Below are 19,524 nucleotides of genomic sequence, written 5' to 3' on the forward strand. Positions count from 1 at the left end.
AAGTAACAAAAATGGATTTCTTAGGAGCAGCAACTGGAGCAGCAGTATTAACAGCACTTATTGTATTCCTTGCAAATGTATTAGTATGATGGGGATAGGTAAGAGGAATTTCTCATATGTTATTCGTACCATTATTCAAAAAAAATAAAGGCTCTAGCATATTATAGATAATTAATATGTTAGGGCCTTTTTTGTATTCTAATAGTTTTTACTTGTTCTATATTCACGTCATTAAATCATATCCTTAAATGTATGAATTCCCTGTTATTTTAAAGAAAAAAAAGTCGAATTTTATGTGGAAGAAAAAAGAGGAATTTGACAGAAAAGATAGAAAATTTTAAAAGTCAGAAATCTGTTAGCTTGCTAACTATTTTTTTGGGTGATAGCTGGAAGCGTTTTCGATTGGTTCTAAGTATGTAACATTTAATTTATTTACAGGGGGATGAGGAATTTATGAAACAAAAATCTATGGATACGTTAGCTGCACAAATGGAGGATTTCTTTCCAGTACGCGATGTTGATCATTTAGAATTTTATGTAGGAAATGCAAAGCAATCAAGTTATTACCTTGCGAGAGCATTTGGATTTGAAATTGTAGCTTATTCTGGATTGGAAACAGGAAACCGTGAAAAGGTATCTTATGTTCTTGTGCAGAAAAACATGCGTTTTGTTGTGTCTGGGGCTTTAAATAGTGATAGCCGCATTGCTGAATTTGTAAAGGTTCATGGTGATGGAGTAAAAGACGTCGCTTTACTTGTTGATGATGTTGATAAAGCATATTCAGAAGCGGTAAAACGAGGTGCTGTTGCGATCGCTCCGCCTGAAGAGCTAACGGATGAGCATGGAACATTGAAAAAAGCAGTTATTGGTACGTATGGTGACACAATTCATACGCTTGTAGAGCGTAAAAATTATAAAGGGACATTTATGCCTGGCTATGAAAAAGTTGAATTTAATATTCCATCAGAAGAGTCAGGTTTAATTGCTGTGGATCATGTTGTAGGTAATGTTGAAAAAATGGAAGAATGGGTTAGCTATTACGAAAACGTTATGGGCTTTAAACAAATGATTCATTTTGATGATGATGATATTAGCACAGAGTATTCTGCATTAATGTCAAAGGTTATGACAAATGGAAGTCGTATTAAGTTTCCGATTAATGAACCAGCAGATGGGAAACGAAAATCACAAATTCAAGAGTATCTAGAGTTTTATAATGGTGCAGGCGTACAGCATCTTGCATTGCTGACAAATGATATTGTGAAAACAGTTGAAGCGCTTCGTTCAAATGGAGTAGAGTTTTTAGATACACCAGATACGTATTACGATGAGTTAATAGCACGCGTTGGGAAAATCGATGAAGAAATTGACAAGCTAAAAGAGCTTAAGATTCTTGTGGATCGTGATGATGAAGGGTATTTGCTACAAATTTTCACAAAGCCAATTGTAGATCGCCCAACATTATTTATCGAAATTATTCAGCGTAAAGGTTCTCGTGGATTCGGAGAAGGAAACTTTAAAGCGTTATTTGAATCTATTGAAAGAGAACAAGAACGCCGCGGAAATCTATAAAATATTTATCCACCAGCAAGAAATAAACATTTTTGCTGGTGGAAGTTGTATTTCATGATTAGTAGGGAGGAATATTGATGAAATTTGTTACATTTCGTCTTCCTTCACAAAACATGCGAGCGGGTTGGCTGGAAGGCGATAAAGTAATTGATATGAATATGGCAAGTAATGGTGTACTTCCTTCATCAATGCTTGCTTTTTTAGAGAAAGCGGATGAGTATGTAGAAATAGCGCGTGGTATTCGAAAACCAACAAGTGGCGTGTACTCTTTGGAAGATGTGCAGCTTTGTTCAGCCATCCCTAATCCAAGTAGTATTCGTGACTTTTATGCATTTGAACAACATGTCAAAACGGCTCGTGGACGTCGTGGGTTAGATGTTGTTCCAGAGTGGTATGATATTCCGGTTTTTTATTTTACAAATCACCGTGCTGTCATTGGGCCAGAAGTTACAGTTTCTTGCCCGAAACAGACTCAAAAGCTTGACTATGAATTAGAAATTGCTTGTGTCATTGGGAAAGAGGGAAGAAATATTTCGCGTGAACAAGCAGAAGAATATATTTTTGGTTATTGTATTATGAATGACTGGAGTGCTAGAGATTTACAGGCAACAGAGATGAAAGTAGGGCTTGGTCCAGCAAAAGGAAAGGACTTTGCTACTTCATTAGGAGCTTATCTTGTTACGAAAGAGGAATTAGATGTTTATCGCACGGGTGAACGTTATAACTTAGAAATGACTGCTCATGTGAATGGTGAACTTTTGTCTAAAGGAAATTTCCAAGATATTTACTATACGTTTGCAGAAATGATTGAACGTGCTTCAGAGGATGTTACGTTATATCCAGGAGATGTAATTGGTTCTGGAACGGTTGGCACTGGCTGTATTTTAGAACTTGGTACAGAAAAGTGGTTACAAGATGGTGATGTTGTAGAACTTACGATCACTGGACTAGGCACATTGCGTAATACAGTGAAAAAAGAAATGAAAGCGGGTGATGGGCATGTACTATCGTCACATGGGGAAACTTCCTCATAAACGACATGTGCAGTTTCGTAAGGAAGATGCTTCACTTTATCGTGAACAGGTGATGGGGACGAAAGGTTTCTCAGGTACACAATCTATTTTGTATCATCATTATATGCCAACAGAAGTAGGGCATGCTGCATTAGCACATTCTTGTCAGTTACAGTATGAAGAAGATGCAGTACTTGCTCATCGTCACTTTCGCACGAAAGAGAATAGGAAAACTGGAGATGCGGTAAGTGGAAGGAATTTCATATTAGGAAATGAAGATTTGTTAATCGGCGTTGTGAATCCGACAGAAAAAATGGATTATTTCTATCGCAATGGTGATGGAGATGAAATGTTATTCATTCATTATGGAACTGGGAAAATTGAGACGATGTTTGGAACGATTCATTACCGGAAAGGTGATTATATAACGATTCCAATTGGAACAATATATCGGGTCATCCCAGATGAGGGTGAATCTAAGTTTCTTGTTGTAGAAGCAAATAGCCAAATTACAACACCTCGCCGCTATCGTAATGAGTACGGTCAATTGTTAGAGCATAGTCCTTTCTGTGAAAGAGATATTCGTGGACCAGAGAAGTTAGAGACATATGATGAAAAAGGCGAGTTTGTCGTTATGACAAAGTCGAGAGGTAATATGCATAAGCATATTATGGCGCATCATCCGCTAGATGTTGTTGGCTGGGATGGATATTTATATCCGTGGGTCTTTAATATAGAGGACTTTGAACCAATTACAGGACGTATTCATCAGCCACCACCAGTTCATCAAACATTTGAAGGTCATAACTTTGTTATTTGTTCTTTTGTACCTCGTTTATATGATTACCATCCAGAGGCAATTCCAGCACCATATTATCATAGCAACGTAAATAGTGATGAGGTTCTTTATTATGTAGAAGGGAATTTCATGAGCAGAAAAGGTGTAGAAGAAGGTTCGATTACGCTTCATCCGAGCGGCATTCCTCATGGACCCCACCCTGGAAAAACAGAAGCGAGTTTAGGGAAAAAAGAAACAATTGAATTAGCTGTTATGATTGATACATTCCGTCCACTTCGTATTGTAAAACAAGCGCATGAAACGGAAGATGAAAAATATATGTATAGTTGGATTGAAGAGACTTCGCATACGGTTAAATAGAAGAAAGAGGCACGTTCATAAAATGAACATGCCTCTTTCCTTTTTGGAATCGACAATTTATAGAATACCAAAAATACCTATAAAAAGATATGGGAATATATCTATATACATTATTTGTATATGTTTTTTGGGGATTTTTAAACCGTTAAATTCTTTAACCTGCGGAACAAATATGATAATAGCAACTTTTATTCATGGATGAAATTTTTCTCTTCTCATTTATTAGATAGTTTTCTGTTTATTTCGACAAAAGTGTTGACTAAAAAATAGGTTATAAGTAAAATAAGAAACGAATTAAAATTTTCAGAAAATTTAAAAATAGAGGTGCGTGCTATGAAGCAAATTTTTCAAAAAAAGCCGATTGCAAAATTACTGCAAGAAAGTAAGCAGAAGACATTAGCAAGAACATTAGGGGCACTTGATTTAACGATGCTTGGGATTGGAGCAATTGTTGGAACAGGAATCTTTGTTCTTACCGGTGTTGTAGCAGCGAAACATTCTGGACCAGCTATTATTTTATCATTCGCTATAGCTGCATTAGCGTGTGCCTTTGCCGCGTTTTGTTACGCGGAATTTGCATCTTCAGTTCCTGTCTCAGGAAGTGTTTACACGTATACATATGCAACAATGGGAGAAGTATTTGCGTTCTTGATTGGATGGGATTTAATGTTGGAATATTTGTTGGCCACATCTGCTGTAGCAAACGGATGGTCTGCTTATTTTCAATCATTATTAAAGGGATTTGGTATTCATATTCCAACCATTCTATCCTCTGCTCCTGGGACAGGGAAGGGTGGTCTTATTGATTTACCTGCTGTTCTTATCATTTTAATTATGACAGCTCTTTTATCTAGAGGTGTACGTGAAAGTGCACGTGTAAATAATATAATGGTTTTTATTAAATTAGCGGTTGTTTTCATTTTTATTTTTGCTGGATTTAATTATGTGAAGCCAGAAAATTGGACACCTTTTATGCCATTTGGGCTTGATGGTGTAATGGCTGGAGCAGCTACAGTTTTCTTTGCATTTATTGGATTTGATGCTGTATCAACAGCTGCAGAAGAGGTTAAGCGTCCACAACGTGATCTACCGATTGGCATTATTGCATCGTTACTCGTTTGTACAATTCTTTATATTGCGGTTTCGCTTATTTTGACAGGAATTGTTCCATACGGAAAGTTAAATATCTCAGATCCAGTAGCTTTCGCACTTCAATTTATTGGACAAGATAGTTTAGCAGGTGTTATTTCTGTAGGGGCAATTACAGGCATTACAACTGTAATGTTAGTTATGATGTATGGACAAGTTCGTGTTTCGTATGCAATGAGTCGCGATGGATTATTGCCGAAGGGCCTTGCTAAAGTCCATCCAAGATTCAAAACGCCATTTCTAAATACATGGACGACAGGAATTATTGCAGCACTTATTTCAGGGCTTATCGATTTAAATGTATTAGCACATCTTGTAAATATGGGGACATTATCAGCATTTGCACTTGTGGCTGTTGCGGTTATCGTAATGAGAAAAACACATCCAGATTTACCGCGTGCATTTAAGGCGCCGCTTGTACCATTTTTACCAGCGTTAACTGTTATCTTTTGCATATATTTAATGCTTCAATTATCGGGGACAGCATGGATGAGTTTTGGTATTTGGATGGTGATTGGTGTAGCAGTGTACTTCTTATATAGTAGAAAACATAGTGTTTTAAATAATAGAAAAGATGAGGAAGATGTAGCGAATTTATAAGAAAAAGGTCCGTTCTAAGTAGAGTAGAACGGACCTTTTATTTCGAAAATTTACATTTTTCTAAAAATAATATAAGATAAGGGGTGGTTGATTAAAGGGGTGGAGAGATGAAAAACACATGGCGTGAGCTAAGAGAGATGGATCGTAACGTATGGATTCGGTTTGTTGGAGAAACGTTAAATGGAATTGCGATGATGATGTTGATGCCGTTTTTTGCATTGTATTTAAAGGATAAAGTAGATTCCTTATTACAAGTAGGGATTATTATGGCACTTTCTCCTATCGCAGCAAGTGTTGGTTCTCTTATCGGGGGCAGAATTGCTGATATATATGGAAGAAAGCCGATTATGGTATTTTCAATGGCGAGTAATGCATTGTTAATGCTTGGTTTTTTATTTATAGAAGGATTTATTCCTTATGCTATATTGTCTATTCTTTTAGGATTAAGTAATTCATTGTTTCATCCAGCGGCGTCAGCAATGGTAGCAGATGTAACTGTACCTGAAAAGAGGACAGAGGCGTACGGCTTATTACGGATGGGACATAATATTGGTGCAGCAATCGGACCGATTATGGGGGCATCGGTGGTTGTACTTTCAAAAAATCTTGTGTTTATCATTGCGGCATCTACAATGATATTTTATGCGCTGCTTGTTTTGATACTTATTCAAGAAACAATGCCAAAAGTTATAAACGAAAAGCAGGAGAATAAGAATAGGGAATCAGAGCCCGTTTGGAAAATTATTTTGGGAGACAAGGTGTTGATGATTTATTTGTTAGCAGGGATTATGATTTCTATGGGATTTTCTCAAACGGAGGGTATGCTTCCACTTCATTTTGATAATGAAATGAAAGATATATTTGGTAAAAACAACCCATATCCATATTTAATGGCTTTAAACGGTTTGCTAGTTGTTCTATTCCAATTTCAAATTTCTAAGTGGGCAACAGATAAACCAGTTGGGAAGACGATGTTATACGGTGCTTGGTTATTTGGGATTGGTTTGTTCTTCATCGGTTGGCTACCGAAGTGGTTTGGAGGATCTGGAACAGACGCTACGGTTATTTTAGTAACATTACTTGTTGTATATGCGGTATACACATTAGGCGAGATGATTATGTCTCCTGTACAAATGACGTTTGTTGCAAATTTGGCACCAGAGCATTTACGCGGGACATATATGGGGGCAGCAAGTTTGCAATGGATTACAGGGAATGCATTTGGTCCGCTTCTAGGAGGCCTATTACTTGACCGGCTATTAGGGCACTTATTATTCACAATTCTAGGTGTAGGATGTATAGTGGCAGGTATTATATATATATCGTTAGATCGTCTTGTCGAGCAAAGGCAAAAGGGTACTATGGCGAAACGATCTTCATAATTTATAGGTGACATACACAAAAAGAAGTGTTTCTTCATATTTTAGGTACATAACTAGAACGTATTGTAATCTTACTTTAAAGTTTTTTGATGAGGGATGAAGAAAATTATACAAAAAAAACAATAAGTGGTGTCTTTTTGTTATTTGGTGGAAGTTTCATTTTATTTTAAATAGGAACTACCTATTTCTATAAAAAGTGCTAAAATAGAAAAATGAAAACAATTGGTTAGGGTGATTTCATTGACGAAAATTAAATTAGGTTTATTATATGGTGGAAAATCAGCAGAGCATCAAGTTTCATTACAAACAGCTCTAGCTGCTATTAAAGCATTAAATCAAGAAAAATTCGAGATTCATCCGATTTATATTACAGAGCAAGGCCAATGGATGCGTGGTGAGCGCATTACAGGTGAAGTAACAAGCGTGCAAGCTTTACAAATGAATGGAGAGGAAAATGCAATTTCTCCAGTATCATTAAGTACAGAAATTATCCCTACTGCTTCTTCTAAGCAAGAAGAGGCAATTGATGTTATTTTCCCATTGTTACACGGACCAAATGGTGAAGATGGAACGGTACAAGGGTTATTAGAACTAATGAATATACCGTACGTTGGAAATGGTGTATTAGCATCAGCTGCTGGTATGGATAAGGTTGTTATGAAAAATATCTTCGCAGAAGCTGGATTAAAACAAGCGAAGTATGCCTCTTTCATTCGCAGTGTATGGGAGAAAAATCGTCAAGAGGCTTATGAAAAGGTAGAAGAAGTATTAGGTTACCCATGTTTTGTAAAACCAGCAAACCTTGGATCAAGTGTTGGTATTAATAAATGTAAAGATCGTGAAGAATTAGAGAAAGCATTTGAAGAAGCGTTCCAATTTGACCGCAAGATTATTGTTGAAGAAAATATTGTAGGTCGTGAAGTTGAAGTTGGCGTTTTAGGTAATGATGAGCCAAAATGTTCTGTTGTAGGTGAGATTGTACCTAAGAAAGAGTTTTATGATTATAAATCAAAATATATCGACGGCGATACAGCATTAATTATTCCAGCTGAAGTTACAGAAGAAGAGTCAGCTACAATTCAAAGAGATGCAATTCGTGCATTCCAGTCTTTAGACAGTGCGGGCTTAACAAGAGCGGACTTCTTCTTAACAAAAGATGGGGAAGTATATATTAATGAAGTAAATACAATGCCAGGGTTTACACCATTTAGTATGTTCCCATTATTATGGCAGCATACAGGCTTGCCGTATCCGGAGTTAATCGAAGAATTAATTCGTTTGGCAATTGAGCGTCACGAAGAAAAGCAAAAAATTAAATATACAATCTAACAAACAAAGGAGGAAGCACTATTCAAGAGAATAGTGCTTCCTCTATGTAAGGAGTGTTTTTATGATAAAACGAATGTTAAAACAAATAGAACAAATGACGAATGGAACAGGTTTAGTAGAGAGATATGCCGAAATTACTATACAAGGCGTATCAATTGATACACGAAAAATTGAAAAAGGTAATTTATATGTTCCGATTCAAGGGGAGCGCTTTGATGGTCATTCTTTTGTAGATAAGGCAATTGAAAATGGGGCTGTAGCTACGCTTTGGAAAAAAGATGTACAAAATCCACCTGCAAATATTCCTGTTATTTTTGTAGAAGATACGTTAGAGGCATTGCAAATATTAGCGAAAAACTATCGCGATCAATTAGATGTAAAGGTTGTTGGGGTAACGGGCAGTAATGGTAAAACATCTACAAAAGATATCGTGACAAGTCTTCTTGTAACTAAATTTAAGGTGCAAAAAACAGAGGGTAATTTTAATAACCATATTGGTTTACCCCTTACGATTTTGAACTTAGAAGAAGATACAGAAATGGCTGTATTAGAGATGGGGATGTCTAGCCGAGGCGAAATTGAATTTTTATCTAAGTTAGCTCGTCCAAACGCAGCAATCATTACGAATATTGGAGAAGCACATTTAATGGATTTAGGTTCTCGTGATGCGATTGCTGAGGCGAAGCTTGAAATTGTTACAGGGTTACAAGAAGGCGGCGTATTTGTATACAATGGGGACGAACCTCTATTAACAAACCGTGTTCCAAAGATGAATTTAGCGGCAGAAACTGTTACATTTGGCGATGCAAGAGCGAATGATTATTATCCAACTTCTGTAACATTGCAAGCAACTGGAACGTACTTTAAGATGAACCGAGATGAAACTGTTATGTTTTATTTGCCTGTCCTTGGAAAACATAATGTATATAATGCACTTGCATCGATGGCGATCGCGAAATATTTTGGTGTAACATGGGAAGAAATGAAACAAGGCTTAGTAACACTTCAAATGACAGGGATGCGAATGGAAATTGTAAAAACAAATACTGGATTAACAATTATCAATGATGCATATAACGCAAGTCCAACGGCAATGGAAGCGGCATTTCATTTAATGAATGGTTTAGATGGATTTTCTAAAAAGATTGTTGTTCTTGGTGATATGCTAGAGCTTGGAGACCAAGAAGTGCAATTTCATTATGAAGTGGGTAAGTTAATTGATCCTGCGCGAATCTCCTATGTATTTACATACGGTAGACTAGGGGCTCAAATTGCGGAAGGAGCAAAAATTAATTTCCCTAGTGAACGTGTAAAAGCATATAATAATAAAGAAGATCTCGTGAAAGACTTAGAGGCTGTCGTTGATGTAAAGGCTGTTGTATTAGTGAAAGCATCTCGTGGAATGAAGATGGAAGAAGTCATTACGATGTTGAAATAATTGGTGCATATAAATAGGGATGATAGCTACGAAAATAGAGGAAACTCATAATAAGCGCTTACAGCAAATGATTAAAAAGTAAAAGTAAAGAAAAAAGCTCTGAATATGAAATAAGGTAACAGTTGGGGTTTGCTTTTTGCACATACAAAACTTATAATTGATAAAGTGTAATAACGTTTAGAAGTATTTTCGCGAAGAATATACGCCCGTTTATATACGTGAGCATTCAGGAAAAGGGCTTTTCCGCAAATTCGGAAAACGCCTTTTTTTAAATGATAAGTATAGGATAGAAAAGGAGAAGTAACATTGACAACATTTCGAGAATTAGGATTAAGTGATTCTTTACTGCAATCTGTTGAAAGCATGGGCTTTGAAGAGGCTACGCCAATTCAAGCTGAAACAATTCCGCATGCATTGCAAGGTAAAGATATTATTGGGCAAGCGCAAACAGGTACAGGGAAAACAGCAGCATTCGGATTACCGCTATTGGACAAAGTGGATACACATAAAGAATCAGTTCAAGGTATTGTTATCGCGCCAACGCGTGAATTAGCAATTCAAGTTGGAGAAGAACTTTACAAAATTGGTAAACATAAACGTGTTCGTATTTTACCAATCTATGGTGGCCAAGATATTAACCGCCAAATTCGTGCTCTAAAAAAACACCCACACATTATTGTTGGTACGCCGGGTCGTATTTTAGATCATATTAACCGTAAGACACTTCGTCTACAAAACGTAGAAACTGTTGTTCTTGACGAAGCAGATGAAATGTTAAACATGGGCTTCATTGAAGATATTGAAGCAATTTTAACAGATGTGCCAGAAACACATCAAACATTATTATTTTCAGCAACAATGCCAGATCCAATCCGTCGTATTGCTGAGCGTTTCATGACTGAGCCTCAACACATTAAAGTAAAAGCAAAAGAAGTAACAATGCCAAACATTCAGCAGTTCTATTTAGAAGTGCAAGAAAAGAAAAAGTTTGACGTGTTAACGCGCTTATTAGATATTCAATCTCCAGAGCTTGCAATCGTATTTGGTCGCACAAAGCGTCGTGTGGATGAGTTATCAGAAGCGTTAAACTTACGTGGTTATGCAGCAGAAGGTATACATGGTGATTTAACACAAGCGAAACGTATGTCTGTATTACGTAAGTTTAAAGAAGGTTCTATCGAAGTACTTGTTGCAACAGACGTTGCAGCGCGTGGCCTTGATATTTCAGGTGTAACACACGTATACAACTTCGATATTCCACAAGATCCAGAATCATATGTTCACCGTATTGGTCGTACTGGCCGTGCTGGTAAAAAGGGTATTGCAATGCTATTTGTAACGCCACGTGAATCAGGACAATTAAAAAATATCGAGCGTACAACAAACCGTAAAATGGACCGTATGAATGCACCGACACTTGACGAAGCATTAGAAGGTCAACAACGTTTAATCGCAGAAAAACTTCAAAGCACAATTGAAAGTGATAACTTATCATACTACAAACGTATTGCAGAAGAAATGTTAGAAGAAAATGATTCTGTAACTGTTGTAGCAGCTGCTTTAAAAATGATGACAAAAGAGCCAGATACAACACCAATCGCTTTAACGTCAGAGCCACCGGTTGTTTCAAGAGGTTCTAAAAAGCGCGGTGGTAACGGAAATGGAAACCGTGATGGAAACCGTAATCGTAATCGTGATGGCCGTGGCGATGGCCGTAATCGTGATCGTAATCGTGATGGTCGCAATCGTGACGGTAATCGTAGCCGTGGTCGCAAAGGTGAAGGTCAAGGTCGCCCGGGATCTTCAAATGGACGCGGCGAAAGAAAACATCATAGCCGTAAGCCACAAGCTTAATAAAAAAGAGGATGTCCAAAAAGGATATCCTCTTTTTGTTTGTATAGTTACGCATTCTGTATAATAAGTCGGATAGAAAAGAGGGGCTTTATACTTGTAAGACTTGGTTATGTAGCGGCGATTCATAAACTTGAGAGAATTGTTAATGCTAATTTAGAAAATTGTTTATGGTTATTAAAGCATAATCAAGGACATGATTCGATGGTGGGAGCTTTTGTATTAAATAAGCTCTGCACCATCGATTTTTTTTGCTAAAAGCGGGGTGTAAATACCGCCGATTAATAGCCCGGTTAAATGGCTGATAGGATTGGCAGAAGGATTAAAGAAGGTAAAGAGAAGTAATATAGATATAATTGAAGAAAACAGAACAAGTTCTTTGGGCTGAGCAGTTCGATAGCGACTGTATAAAATGAATAGTTGTGCACCGAGTAATCCGAAAATTCCACCTGATGCGCCGGCGTGAATATATTCAAGGGGCATAATGAGATAAGAGAGGATATTACCGCTAATGCCGGAGGTGAAAAATATAATTGCGAAGGCAATACTGCCTAGTTGTTTTTCAATAGAGTAACCAAGAATAAGTAAACAAATGCTATTGGAAAGAAAGTGCTGTAAGTCTACGTGTATAAATAGTGAAGTTATAAATCGCCACCATTCCCCTTGGGCAATGCATGTATTACAGGCCGCTATAGTAGAAAAGAAAAAATTACTTAGTATCATCATAATCAATTGTAAGAAAAGCAAAGAGAGGACAGCGGGTTGTAGGGGGATACGGATAGACATTCTATAGTTTCACTCCTTTTGCATCAGAAAGATTCTCTGTTATTCTTACAATATGAACGAAGAGAGACAAATAGAAGAAGGGGATTTTTGAAATGATTATAGGAATTGGAATTGATATTATCGAGCTGAATAGAATCGAAAAAATGCTAGATGGAAAGCTTAAATTTATGGAGCGTATTTTGACTGAAAGAGAACGTGGTATTGCTGCTGAATTGAAAGGGAATCGTCTTGTGGAATTTGTTGCGGGAAGATTTGCAGCGAAAGAAGCGTACTCTAAGGCGGTTGGAACTGGTATTGGAAAAGAAGTGAGTTTTTTAGATATTGAAATAAGAAATGATGAGAAAGGTAAGCCAGTACTCTTTGCAAATACGGAAAATATCGTCCATCTATCGATTAGTCATAGTAGGGAATTTGCTGTGGCTCAAGTTGTTTTAGAAAGCTCGTCACGCTAGTCTGCATATTTTATATCTTTGTCTCATATATTTGAGTTAGCGATAAGGAAGAAATATCTTCCATTCATTTATAGGGGCAAAGGGGCTGAAGCGATGAAAAGGCGGCTATTTTTAGTGATTGTCGGTTTATTGACCGTTTTTGTGTTAGCAGGTTGTATGGAAAAGAAACAGGAAGATGTTGTGCGAGATTTAGAAGCGAAGGTTAAGGGGATGAAGAGTTATCAAGCAGAGGCAAAACTATCCATTAAAACGGGAAATGAGCCACAGGAGTATAACGTTGAAATTTGGCATAAAGAACCTTCTTATTATCGCGTAAATTTAAAAAATACGAAAAAGGATCAGAGTCAAATTATTTTAAGAAATAATGAAGGTGTATTTGTATTAACACCATCTCTTAATAAAAGCTTTCGTTTTCAAAGTGACTGGCCGCAAAACAGTAGTCAAGCTTACTTGTATGAGTCGCTTGTAAGAGACATCTTACAGGATCAGAAAAACCTTTCGTTTGAGAAAACCGATAAGTACTATGTGTTTAAGGCAAAAACAAATTATCACCATCAAAATATGTTGCCGAGGCAAGAAATTACGTTTAATAAAAGTGATTTAACGCCCGTCTCGGTAAAATTGATGGATAATGATCAAAATGTTCTTGTGAAAGTAGATTTTTCGAAGGTGAAATTTGATACAAAGTTTGATAAGGGTGCATTTGATACGAAACAAAATATGTCTAGAGCGCAAGTTGATGTACAGACAACGGCAAAAGAAGATAAACCGTTTGCTATTTTATATCCACGTGATACCCCGCAAGGTGTTGTTTTAAAAGAAGAGAAGGAGTTAAAGACAGACAGCGGCAAGCGTGCAATACTCACATACACTGGAGATAAGAAATCCTTCACTTTAATACAAGAAAAGGCGAAAGTTGCAGAGGCCTCGTCACCAATCAGTGTAAGTGGAGAGTTAGTTGACCTTGGCTTTACAATTGGTGCGCTGACGAAAGACTCTTTAACGTGGTCGCATAACGGAGTGGAATATATGCTCGTGTCTAAAGGGTTAGAACCAGATGAGTTATTAATGGTAGCTCGTTCTGTTACAGCGAAGCAGGTAAAATAACCTTCTTAGACGTGGTGATATATAAGCACCACGTCTTTTCCTGGTTTGAGGAATGGATTTCATAAAAAGACGCATATAAAAGAATAAGCTTCGCATATCGTATATAAAGAAGTTTTTTTTATGGAAGAACCATCGTTCTACCATGATACGTGGGTAGAAGTAGATTTGGATGCAATCTATAACAATGTAACGCGCATCAAAGAACTTATTCCCGATGATGTGGAGGTTTTTGCTGTAATAAAAGAAAATGCATATGGACATGACTATGTCCCAGTGGAAAAAACAGCATTAGAGGCGGGGGTAATAAGATTAGCAGTTACCTTTTTAGATGAGGCATTGGTACTTTGTCGAGCGGGTTACAGCATCAATTTTAGTATTAGGTCCTTCGCCGCCGCGTGATGTAAATGTGGCTGTTGAAAATGATGTAGCATTAACGGTTTGTCAAAAAAGAATGGATTGAAGAGATAAAAAATAAAAGAGAGTGAATGTTTTATTTGTGAATTGGAAAACATAAGCAAGGAACAAGGAAGTCTTTGCAACAGGCTCCATACAATGGTATTATTACAATAGGTGTCATATATATTTGGGTGTGTAGTTGACGGTGGAGGTGTATTTTGTGTCCGAATCAAGTGTAACTACTGAAATCGTGGTTCGGTTGCCTAAGCAAGTGGTAACGGAATTGGACGGAATTGGAAAACAAGAGAATAAGAATCGCCATGAACTAATTTGCCAGGCAACACAACTGTTATTGCGTCAACATAAGACGAAGAAACGCTACCAACATGAATCAATGCGACGTGGGTACATTGAAATGGGAAAAATTAATCTTGGTATTGCATCTGAAGCTTTCTTAGCAGAGTATGAAGCAGCTCATACGGTAGAACGCTTAGTTAGCGGGGGGTAATATTTTGATTGTAAAACGCGGCGACGTGTATTTTGCAGACCTTTCCCCAGTTGTTGGTTCTGAACAAGGAGGCGTTCGTCCGGTTCTTGTCATTCAAAATGACATCGGAAATCGTTTTAGTCCGACTGTGATTGTAGCGGCTATTACTGCGCAGATTCAGAAAGCGAAATTGCCCACACATGTGGAAATTGATGCGAAAAAGTACGGATTTGAGAGAGATTCTGTTATCTTGCTCGAGCAGATTCGAACAATCGATAAGCAACGTTTAACGGACAAAATCACTCATTTAGATGAGATGATGATGAGTCGTGTAGATGAGGCTTTACAAATTAGTTTAGGACTAATAGATTTTTAAATCGGCAGTTTAAGTTGCTCTCTTTTAGAGGCAACTTTTTTTATTAGAGGAGGTTACGGTTGTATATGGAAATGGTAGATAATCGACAAGCGTTAATGAAAATGTTAGTGAAAGAATTAGGCTTTACAGAGAAGCAAGTTCGTCATGTTATTCAATTAACAGAAGAAGGTAACACAGTTCCATTTATTGCTCGTTACCGAAAGGAATGGACAGGCTCTTTAGATGAAGTGCAAATTCGTGCGATCTTAGAAAGATGGCAATATATGATGCAACTTGAAGATCGGAAAGAAGAGGTTCTTCGTCTTATTAACGAAAAAGGAAAGTTAACAGAAGATTTACGAAATCATATTGTTTCTGCAACAAAGTTACAAGAAGTAGAAGATTTGTACCGTCCCTATAAAGAAAAAAGAAGAACAAAAGCGACGATTGCGAAAGAAAAAGGGTTAGAACCTTTAGCGGAATGGCTATTGTTGTTTACAAAAGAAGAGCCAACAGAACAAGCGATGGCATTTATTGATGCTGAAAAGGAAGTGCAATCTACGGAAGATGCGCTGCGAGGTGCGCAAGATATTATTGCAGAAATTATATCGGATGATGCCACATATCGTAGTTGGATTCGAAATGTTACATTCAAAAAGGGGATGATATCTTCGTCTGTAAAGGATGAAGAAAAAGATGAGAAAAATATATACGAGATGTATTACGGTTATGAAGAGCCGCTTCAAAAAATTGTCCCACATCGTGTATTAGCTATAAATCGTGGCGAAAAGGAAGAGGTACTAAAAGTTTCTGTTATCCCGCCAACAGAAGAAGTTGTTCATTTTCTACATAAAAAAGTGATTCGTGATGAATCTTCCAAAAGTGCATTGTATGTACAATTAGCGATTGAAGATGGATATAAGCGATTAATTCAACCATCAATAGAAAGGGAGATTCGTAAAGAATTAACTGAAACGGCAGAAGAGCAAGCAATCCATATTTTTTCTGAGAATTTACGTAATTTATTATTGCAGCCACCAATGAAAGGGAAAGTAGTATTGGCAGTAGACCCTGCATATCGAACAGGCTGCAAATTAGCTGTGGTAGATGATACAGGAAAAGTTTTGCATATTGATGTTATTTATCCGCATCCCCCTGTTCGAAAATATGAGGATGCAAAAGGGAAAGTTCTTTCTATTATAGATAAATACCAAGTGCAGATGATTGCAATTGGGAATGGAACTGCTTCTCGAGAGACGGAAGAATTCATAGTAGATGTCTTACAAAATGTACAGCGAGATGTTTTTTATATTATTGTAAATGAAGCAGGTGCTAGTGTATATTCAGCTTCTGATTTAGCTCGTGAAGAATTTCCGGATTTACAAGTTGAAGAAAGAAGTGCCGTTTCAATTGGACGCCGCTTACAAGATCCGCTTGCTGAACTTGTGAAGATTGATCCGAAATCAGTTGGAGTAGGACAATATCAGCATGATGTATCACAAAAGAGATTAAATGAATCATTAACGTTTGTAGTGGAAACAGCAGTTAACCAAGTTGGGGTTAATGTAAATACAGCTTCGGTTCCATTATTACAATACGTTTCGGGGTTATCAAAAACGGTTGCGAAAAATATTGTCGCTAAGCGTGAGGAAAATGGGAAGTTTACAAAACGAACAGAGTTAAAGAAAATACCGCGTTTAGGTGCGAAAACCTATGAACAATGTATTGGTTTCTTACGTATATTAGAAGGAGAAAATCCGTTAGACAGAACAAGTATCCATCCGGAGCAATATAAAAATGTTGAATTATTATTAAAAAGTTTAGGTTTAGCGATTAGTGACGTAGGACAACCACAATTACAGAAGTGTTTAGCGGGAGTAGATATTTCTAAATTGTCCCAAGAAACGAAGATTGGTGAGCCAACACTAGTTGATATTATAGATGCTTTAATTAGTCCAGAGCGAGATATGCGTGACGAACTGCCAAAACCACTTTTGAAAAAGGGAATTCTAAAATTAGAAGATTTAAAGCGTGGCATGGAGTTAGAAGGAACTGTTCGGAATGTTGTTGATTTCGGTGCGTTTGTTGATATTGGTGTGAAACAAGATGGTTTAGTACATATTTCTAAATTAAGTAAGCAATTTGTAAAGCACCCATTAGATATTGTATCTGTTGGACAAATTGTAAAGGTATGGGTAGATGATGTTGATATGAAAAAGGGTCGTGTTGCATTATCGATGTTACCAATTGAATAGTAAGAAAAAAAGAGCAGGGGAAAGACTGCTCTTTTTTTAGGGATGGGGAAGCTCAATTGATTAGGAGCTTTGATGTGTTCTGCTATAGTAAAACCAGCATTCATTCAGTAACTTAATCTGATACCGGTTTTTTTCGAAATATGCACGTTGCATTTGCTTTCGGAGCCACGTGGGCATAAGAATCCCTCCTTGTTTAATCCTACTCGAATAAGTAGTTCCTTGTATTTAAGGATACAAAAGAAGCGGAAAAATTAACTGTTAGGAACTTCCTATAAGAGTTTGGTTAGCAGACTTTTATGGATAGCGCAAGGTAAGTGTTATTCATAAAAGTCTCACTTTTTGAATGAGGATGGGTATATGTACTATTTAATATATGTATAAGAAGAGAGAAAAGTGTAAGTTTATTTTTTGTTTGGGAGGAATAAAAATGAATGAACAAGAAGTGCAACGGCTTGTGGAAGAAATATCATTACAGTATTTCGGAAAGGTCTTTTTACATAAAGCAATGTTCAATAAACGATTGCGTACAACTGGTGGAAGGTATTTATTAAAAAGTCACAATATAGAATTAAACTATCATTATTATAAAATGTATGGAGAGGAAGAACTGATAGGTATTATTAAGCATGAACTCTGTCATTACCATTTGCATATTGAAGGAAAAGGATACAAACATCGAGATCGAGATTTTCGTGAGTTGTTAAAGAAGGTGGATGCACCTAGGTTTTGTAAGAGAATGGCTGGAGTAAACAAGGAGATTAAAACTTATGTGTATGAATGTGTGGGTTGTTCTATTCAGTATGTGAGAAGGCGCCAAATGAATACAGAAAGATATGTTTGTGGAAAGTGTAGAGGGAAACTAAAACAAATAAAAAACACCTTGACAGTTAAAAATCAATCCAGTATATTATAAACATGTCACGTTTGTACAAGACATTGTAGAAATGACTTGACTTATAACGTGAAGTTTTATAAGATACAAATTGTCTTTCTTATTCCGCAGTAGCTCAGTGGTAGAGCTATCGGCTGTTAACCGATCGGTCGTAGGTTCGAGTCCTACCTGCGGAGCCATACAGAGAAGTACCCAAGTGGCTCAAGGGGCTCCCCTGCTAAGGGAGTAGATCGCTAACGCGGTGCGAGGGTTCGAATCCCTTCTTCTCTGCCATACATATTGGCCCGTTGGTCAAGTGGTTAAGACACCGCCCTTTCACGGCGGTAACACGGGTTCGAATCCCGTACGGGTCACCACTTTTGGAGGATTAGCTCAGCTGGGAGAGCACCTGCCTTACAAGCAGGGGGTCGGCGGTTCGATCCCGTCATCCTCCACCATATATAATAAGTAGATCTTAATCTAAGTTCAAATGGTCCCGTGGTGTAGTGGTTAACATGCCTGCCTGTCACGCAGGAGATCGCCGGTTCGACCCCGGTCGGGACCGCCATTTTAACTTCTGCTATGTAGCAGTTGTTTTTTATTGGTTATTGTGATAAAATGATTTTCGTCACAAATTTCGATGGGCTATAGCCAAGCGGTAAGGCAACGGACTTTGACTCCGTCATGCGCTGGTTCGAATCCAGCTAGCCCAGCCATTTACGAGCCATTAGCTCAGTTGGTAGAGCATCTGACTTTTAATCAGAGGGTCGAAGGTTCGAGTCCTTCATGGCTCATTCTTTTTTATTTCCGCGGGTGTGGCGGAATTGGCAGACGCACCAGACTTAGGATCTGGCGCCTTTGGCGTGGGGGTTCGACTCCCTTCACCCGCATACGCGGTCGTGGCGGAATGGCAGACGCGCTAGGTTGAGGGCCTAGTGGGGGAAACCCCGTGGAGGTTCAAGTCCTCTCGGCCGCACCAAAGAAAAATAAAAAAGTGCTTGCATTTAAAGATGCAACGTGATAAGATAATTGAGTCGCTGAAAAACAACAACGACGGAACATCATGAATAAGCGCCCGTAGCTCAATTGGATAGAGCGTTTGACTACGGATCAAAAGGTTAGGGGTTCGAGTCCTCTCGGGCGCGCTATTACGGGAAGTGGCTCAGCTTGGTAGAGCACCTGGTTTGGGACCAGGGGGTCGCAGGTTCAAATCCTGTCTTCCCGACCACGCGGGTGTAGTTTAGTGGTAAAACAAGAGCCTTCCAAGCTCTGGTCGAGAGTTCGATTCTCTTCACCCGCTTTTAGTTCTTTGAAAACTGAAC

Annotated in this window: 17 protein-coding genes, 12 tRNA genes and 2 pseudogenes; 29 read left to right on the forward strand and 2 right to left on the reverse strand. The window is 37.8% G+C overall.

From position 1 onward, the window contains the following. The 10 genes and pseudogenes from V7183_RS02215 to V7183_RS25910 all read left to right on the forward strand — a co-directional run. A partial coding sequence (locus V7183_RS02215; RefSeq protein ID WP_335358574.1) for a DUF3948 family protein occupies positions 1-89 on the forward strand: 89 nt, incomplete at its 5' end. A gap of 364 nt (positions 90-453) precedes the next feature. After that, the gene (gene hppD, locus V7183_RS02220; RefSeq protein WP_335358569.1) at positions 454-1,572 is read left to right on the forward strand and encodes a 4-hydroxyphenylpyruvate dioxygenase; all 1,119 of its coding nucleotides are present in this window, start codon (positions 454-456) and stop codon (positions 1,570-1,572) included. A 77-nt stretch (positions 1,573-1,649) separates the two neighbouring features. Further along, positions 1,650-2,606 (forward strand): fumarylacetoacetate hydrolase family protein, encoded by a 957-nt coding sequence (locus V7183_RS02225; RefSeq protein ID WP_097897782.1) that lies wholly within the window; start codon positions 1,650-1,652, stop codon positions 2,604-2,606. Next, on the forward strand, positions 2,572-3,744 hold the full coding sequence (locus V7183_RS02230; protein WP_097897781.1) for a homogentisate 1,2-dioxygenase: 1,173 nt from the start codon (positions 2,572-2,574) through the stop codon (positions 3,742-3,744). The genes V7183_RS02225 and V7183_RS02230 overlap by 35 nt, the downstream gene beginning before the upstream one ends. 333 nt (positions 3,745-4,077) lie before the next feature. After that, positions 4,078-5,493 carry an amino acid permease gene (locus tag V7183_RS02235; protein WP_097897780.1) on the forward strand — a complete coding sequence of 472 codons (1,416 nt, stop codon included), beginning with the start codon at positions 4,078-4,080 and terminating at the stop codon, positions 5,491-5,493. 107 nt (positions 5,494-5,600) lie between these two features. Next, a complete protein-coding gene (locus V7183_RS02240; protein WP_097897779.1) occupies positions 5,601-6,875 on the forward strand; it encodes an MDR family MFS transporter in 1,275 nt (424 codons plus the stop codon). Between the two features lie 240 nt (positions 6,876-7,115). Continuing rightward, positions 7,116-8,204 (forward strand): D-alanine--D-alanine ligase, encoded by a 1,089-nt coding sequence (locus V7183_RS02245; protein WP_335358570.1) that lies wholly within the window; start codon positions 7,116-7,118, stop codon positions 8,202-8,204. A gap of 61 nt (positions 8,205-8,265) precedes the next feature. After that, on the forward strand, positions 8,266-9,642 hold the full coding sequence (locus tag V7183_RS02250) for a UDP-N-acetylmuramoyl-tripeptide--D-alanyl-D-alanine ligase (RefSeq protein WP_335358571.1): 1,377 nt from the start codon (positions 8,266-8,268) through the stop codon (positions 9,640-9,642). Between the two features lie 306 nt (positions 9,643-9,948). Continuing rightward, positions 9,949-11,496 carry a DEAD/DEAH box helicase gene (locus tag V7183_RS02255; protein ID WP_097897776.1) on the forward strand — a complete coding sequence of 516 codons (1,548 nt, stop codon included), beginning with the start codon at positions 9,949-9,951 and terminating at the stop codon, positions 11,494-11,496. Between the two features lie 90 nt (positions 11,497-11,586). After that, positions 11,587-11,694, forward strand: a pseudogene (locus tag V7183_RS25910) (UV DNA damage repair endonuclease UvsE); the annotation flags it as partial. Positions 11,695-11,715: 21 nt separating this feature from the next. Here V7183_RS25910 and V7183_RS02260 read toward each other — a convergent pair. Then, positions 11,716-12,279 (reverse strand): rhomboid family intramembrane serine protease, encoded by a 564-nt coding sequence (locus V7183_RS02260; protein ID WP_097897775.1) that lies wholly within the window; start codon positions 12,277-12,279, stop codon positions 11,716-11,718. A gap of 92 nt (positions 12,280-12,371) precedes the next feature. On the opposite strand from V7183_RS02260, the gene acpS reads away from it, so the two are divergent. From acpS to V7183_RS02290, 6 genes and pseudogenes are all read left to right on the forward strand, one after another. After that, positions 12,372-12,731, forward strand: a complete 360-nt coding sequence (gene acpS, locus V7183_RS02265; protein ID WP_097897774.1) for a holo-ACP synthase — start codon at positions 12,372-12,374, stop codon at positions 12,729-12,731. Positions 12,732-12,887: 156 nt separating this feature from the next. After that, on the forward strand, positions 12,888-13,838 hold the full coding sequence (locus tag V7183_RS02270; protein WP_141523220.1) for a LolA family protein: 951 nt from the start codon (positions 12,888-12,890) through the stop codon (positions 13,836-13,838). Between the two features lie 120 nt (positions 13,839-13,958). Then, positions 13,959-14,302, forward strand: a pseudogene (locus tag V7183_RS02275) (alanine racemase); the annotation flags it as partial. Between the two features lie 152 nt (positions 14,303-14,454). Continuing rightward, the gene (locus V7183_RS02280) at positions 14,455-14,742 is read left to right on the forward strand and encodes an antitoxin EndoAI (protein WP_000004571.1); all 288 of its coding nucleotides are present in this window, start codon (positions 14,455-14,457) and stop codon (positions 14,740-14,742) included. 4 nt (positions 14,743-14,746) lie between these two features. Next, positions 14,747-15,097: a type II toxin-antitoxin system endoribonuclease NdoA gene (gene ndoA / locus V7183_RS02285; RefSeq protein WP_003194532.1), complete on the forward strand. Its 351-nt coding sequence runs from the start codon at positions 14,747-14,749 to the stop codon at positions 15,095-15,097. Positions 15,098-15,162: 65 nt separating this feature from the next. Further along, positions 15,163-17,331 (forward strand): Tex family protein, encoded by a 2,169-nt coding sequence (locus tag V7183_RS02290; RefSeq protein WP_335358572.1) that lies wholly within the window; start codon positions 15,163-15,165, stop codon positions 17,329-17,331. Between the two features lie 60 nt (positions 17,332-17,391). Here the strand turns inward: V7183_RS02290 and cmpA are convergent, their stop codons facing one another. Continuing rightward, positions 17,392-17,508 carry a cortex morphogenetic protein CmpA gene (cmpA, locus tag V7183_RS02295; protein WP_097897771.1) on the reverse strand — a complete coding sequence of 39 codons (117 nt, stop codon included), beginning with the start codon at positions 17,506-17,508 and terminating at the stop codon, positions 17,392-17,394. 250 nt (positions 17,509-17,758) lie between these two features. Between cmpA and V7183_RS02300 the strand changes: the two genes are divergently transcribed. The 13 genes from V7183_RS02300 to V7183_RS02360 all read left to right on the forward strand — a co-directional run bounded on the left by V7183_RS02300 (position 17,759) and on the right by V7183_RS02360 (position 19,502). Further along, positions 17,759-18,244: a SprT family protein gene (locus V7183_RS02300; protein WP_097897770.1), complete on the forward strand. Its 486-nt coding sequence runs from the start codon at positions 17,759-17,761 to the stop codon at positions 18,242-18,244. A gap of 83 nt (positions 18,245-18,327) precedes the next feature. Continuing rightward, positions 18,328-18,402: transfer RNA gene (locus V7183_RS02305), tRNA-Asn, on the forward strand. 3 nt (positions 18,403-18,405) lie between these two features. Then, positions 18,406-18,496, forward strand: a tRNA-Ser gene (locus tag V7183_RS02310). Between the two features lie 8 nt (positions 18,497-18,504). Further along, positions 18,505-18,579: transfer RNA gene (locus V7183_RS02315), tRNA-Glu, on the forward strand. A 5-nt stretch (positions 18,580-18,584) separates the two neighbouring features. Then, a tRNA-Val gene (locus V7183_RS02320) sits at positions 18,585-18,660 on the forward strand. Positions 18,661-18,694: 34 nt separating this feature from the next. Continuing rightward, positions 18,695-18,770 (forward strand) — tRNA-Asp (locus V7183_RS02325). A gap of 73 nt (positions 18,771-18,843) precedes the next feature. Continuing rightward, positions 18,844-18,918: transfer RNA gene (locus V7183_RS02330), tRNA-Gln, on the forward strand. 5 nt (positions 18,919-18,923) lie between these two features. Then, positions 18,924-18,996 (forward strand) — tRNA-Lys (locus V7183_RS02335). 15 nt (positions 18,997-19,011) lie between these two features. After that, positions 19,012-19,092, forward strand: a tRNA-Leu gene (locus V7183_RS02340). Between the two features lie 3 nt (positions 19,093-19,095). After that, a tRNA-Leu gene (locus tag V7183_RS02345) sits at positions 19,096-19,181 on the forward strand. A 92-nt stretch (positions 19,182-19,273) separates the two neighbouring features. Further along, a tRNA-Arg gene (locus V7183_RS02350) sits at positions 19,274-19,347 on the forward strand. 6 nt (positions 19,348-19,353) lie between these two features. Then, positions 19,354-19,430 (forward strand) — tRNA-Pro (locus tag V7183_RS02355). A 1-nt stretch (position 19,431) separates the two neighbouring features. Further along, positions 19,432-19,502: transfer RNA gene (locus tag V7183_RS02360), tRNA-Gly, on the forward strand. The last annotated feature ends 22 nt before the right edge of the window (positions 19,503-19,524 follow it).

The sequence above is a fragment of the Bacillus sp. JJ1127 genome, assembly GCF_036965845.1.
Lineage (GTDB): Bacteria > Bacillota > Bacilli > Bacillales > Bacillaceae_G > Bacillus_A.

Bases quoted from the DNA above. Each gene is read 5' to 3' on its own strand.
- hppD (WP_335358569.1), top strand. From the start codon at position 454: ATGAAACAAAAATCTATGGATACGTTAGCTGCACAAATGGAGGATTTC.
- V7183_RS02225 (WP_097897782.1), top strand. From the start codon at position 1,650: ATGAAATTTGTTACATTTCGTCTTCCTTCACAAAACATGCGAGCGGGT.
- V7183_RS02230 (WP_097897781.1), top strand. From the start codon at position 2,572: ATGTACTATCGTCACATGGGGAAACTTCCTCATAAACGACATGTGCAG.
- V7183_RS02235 (WP_097897780.1), top strand. From the start codon at position 4,078: ATGAAGCAAATTTTTCAAAAAAAGCCGATTGCAAAATTACTGCAAGAA.
- V7183_RS02240 (WP_097897779.1), top strand. From the start codon at position 5,601: ATGAAAAACACATGGCGTGAGCTAAGAGAGATGGATCGTAACGTATGG.
- V7183_RS02250 (WP_335358571.1), top strand. From the start codon at position 8,266: ATGATAAAACGAATGTTAAAACAAATAGAACAAATGACGAATGGAACA.
- V7183_RS02260 (WP_097897775.1), bottom strand. From the start codon at position 12,279: ATGTCTATCCGTATCCCCCTACAACCCGCTGTCCTCTCTTTGCTTTTC.
- acpS (WP_097897774.1), top strand. From the start codon at position 12,372: ATGATTATAGGAATTGGAATTGATATTATCGAGCTGAATAGAATCGAA.
- V7183_RS02270 (WP_141523220.1), top strand. From the start codon at position 12,888: ATGGAAAAGAAACAGGAAGATGTTGTGCGAGATTTAGAAGCGAAGGTT.
- V7183_RS02290 (WP_335358572.1), top strand. From the start codon at position 15,163: ATGGAAATGGTAGATAATCGACAAGCGTTAATGAAAATGTTAGTGAAA.
- cmpA (WP_097897771.1), bottom strand. From the start codon at position 17,508: ATGCCCACGTGGCTCCGAAAGCAAATGCAACGTGCATATTTCGAAAAA.
- V7183_RS02300 (WP_097897770.1), top strand. From the start codon at position 17,759: ATGAATGAACAAGAAGTGCAACGGCTTGTGGAAGAAATATCATTACAG.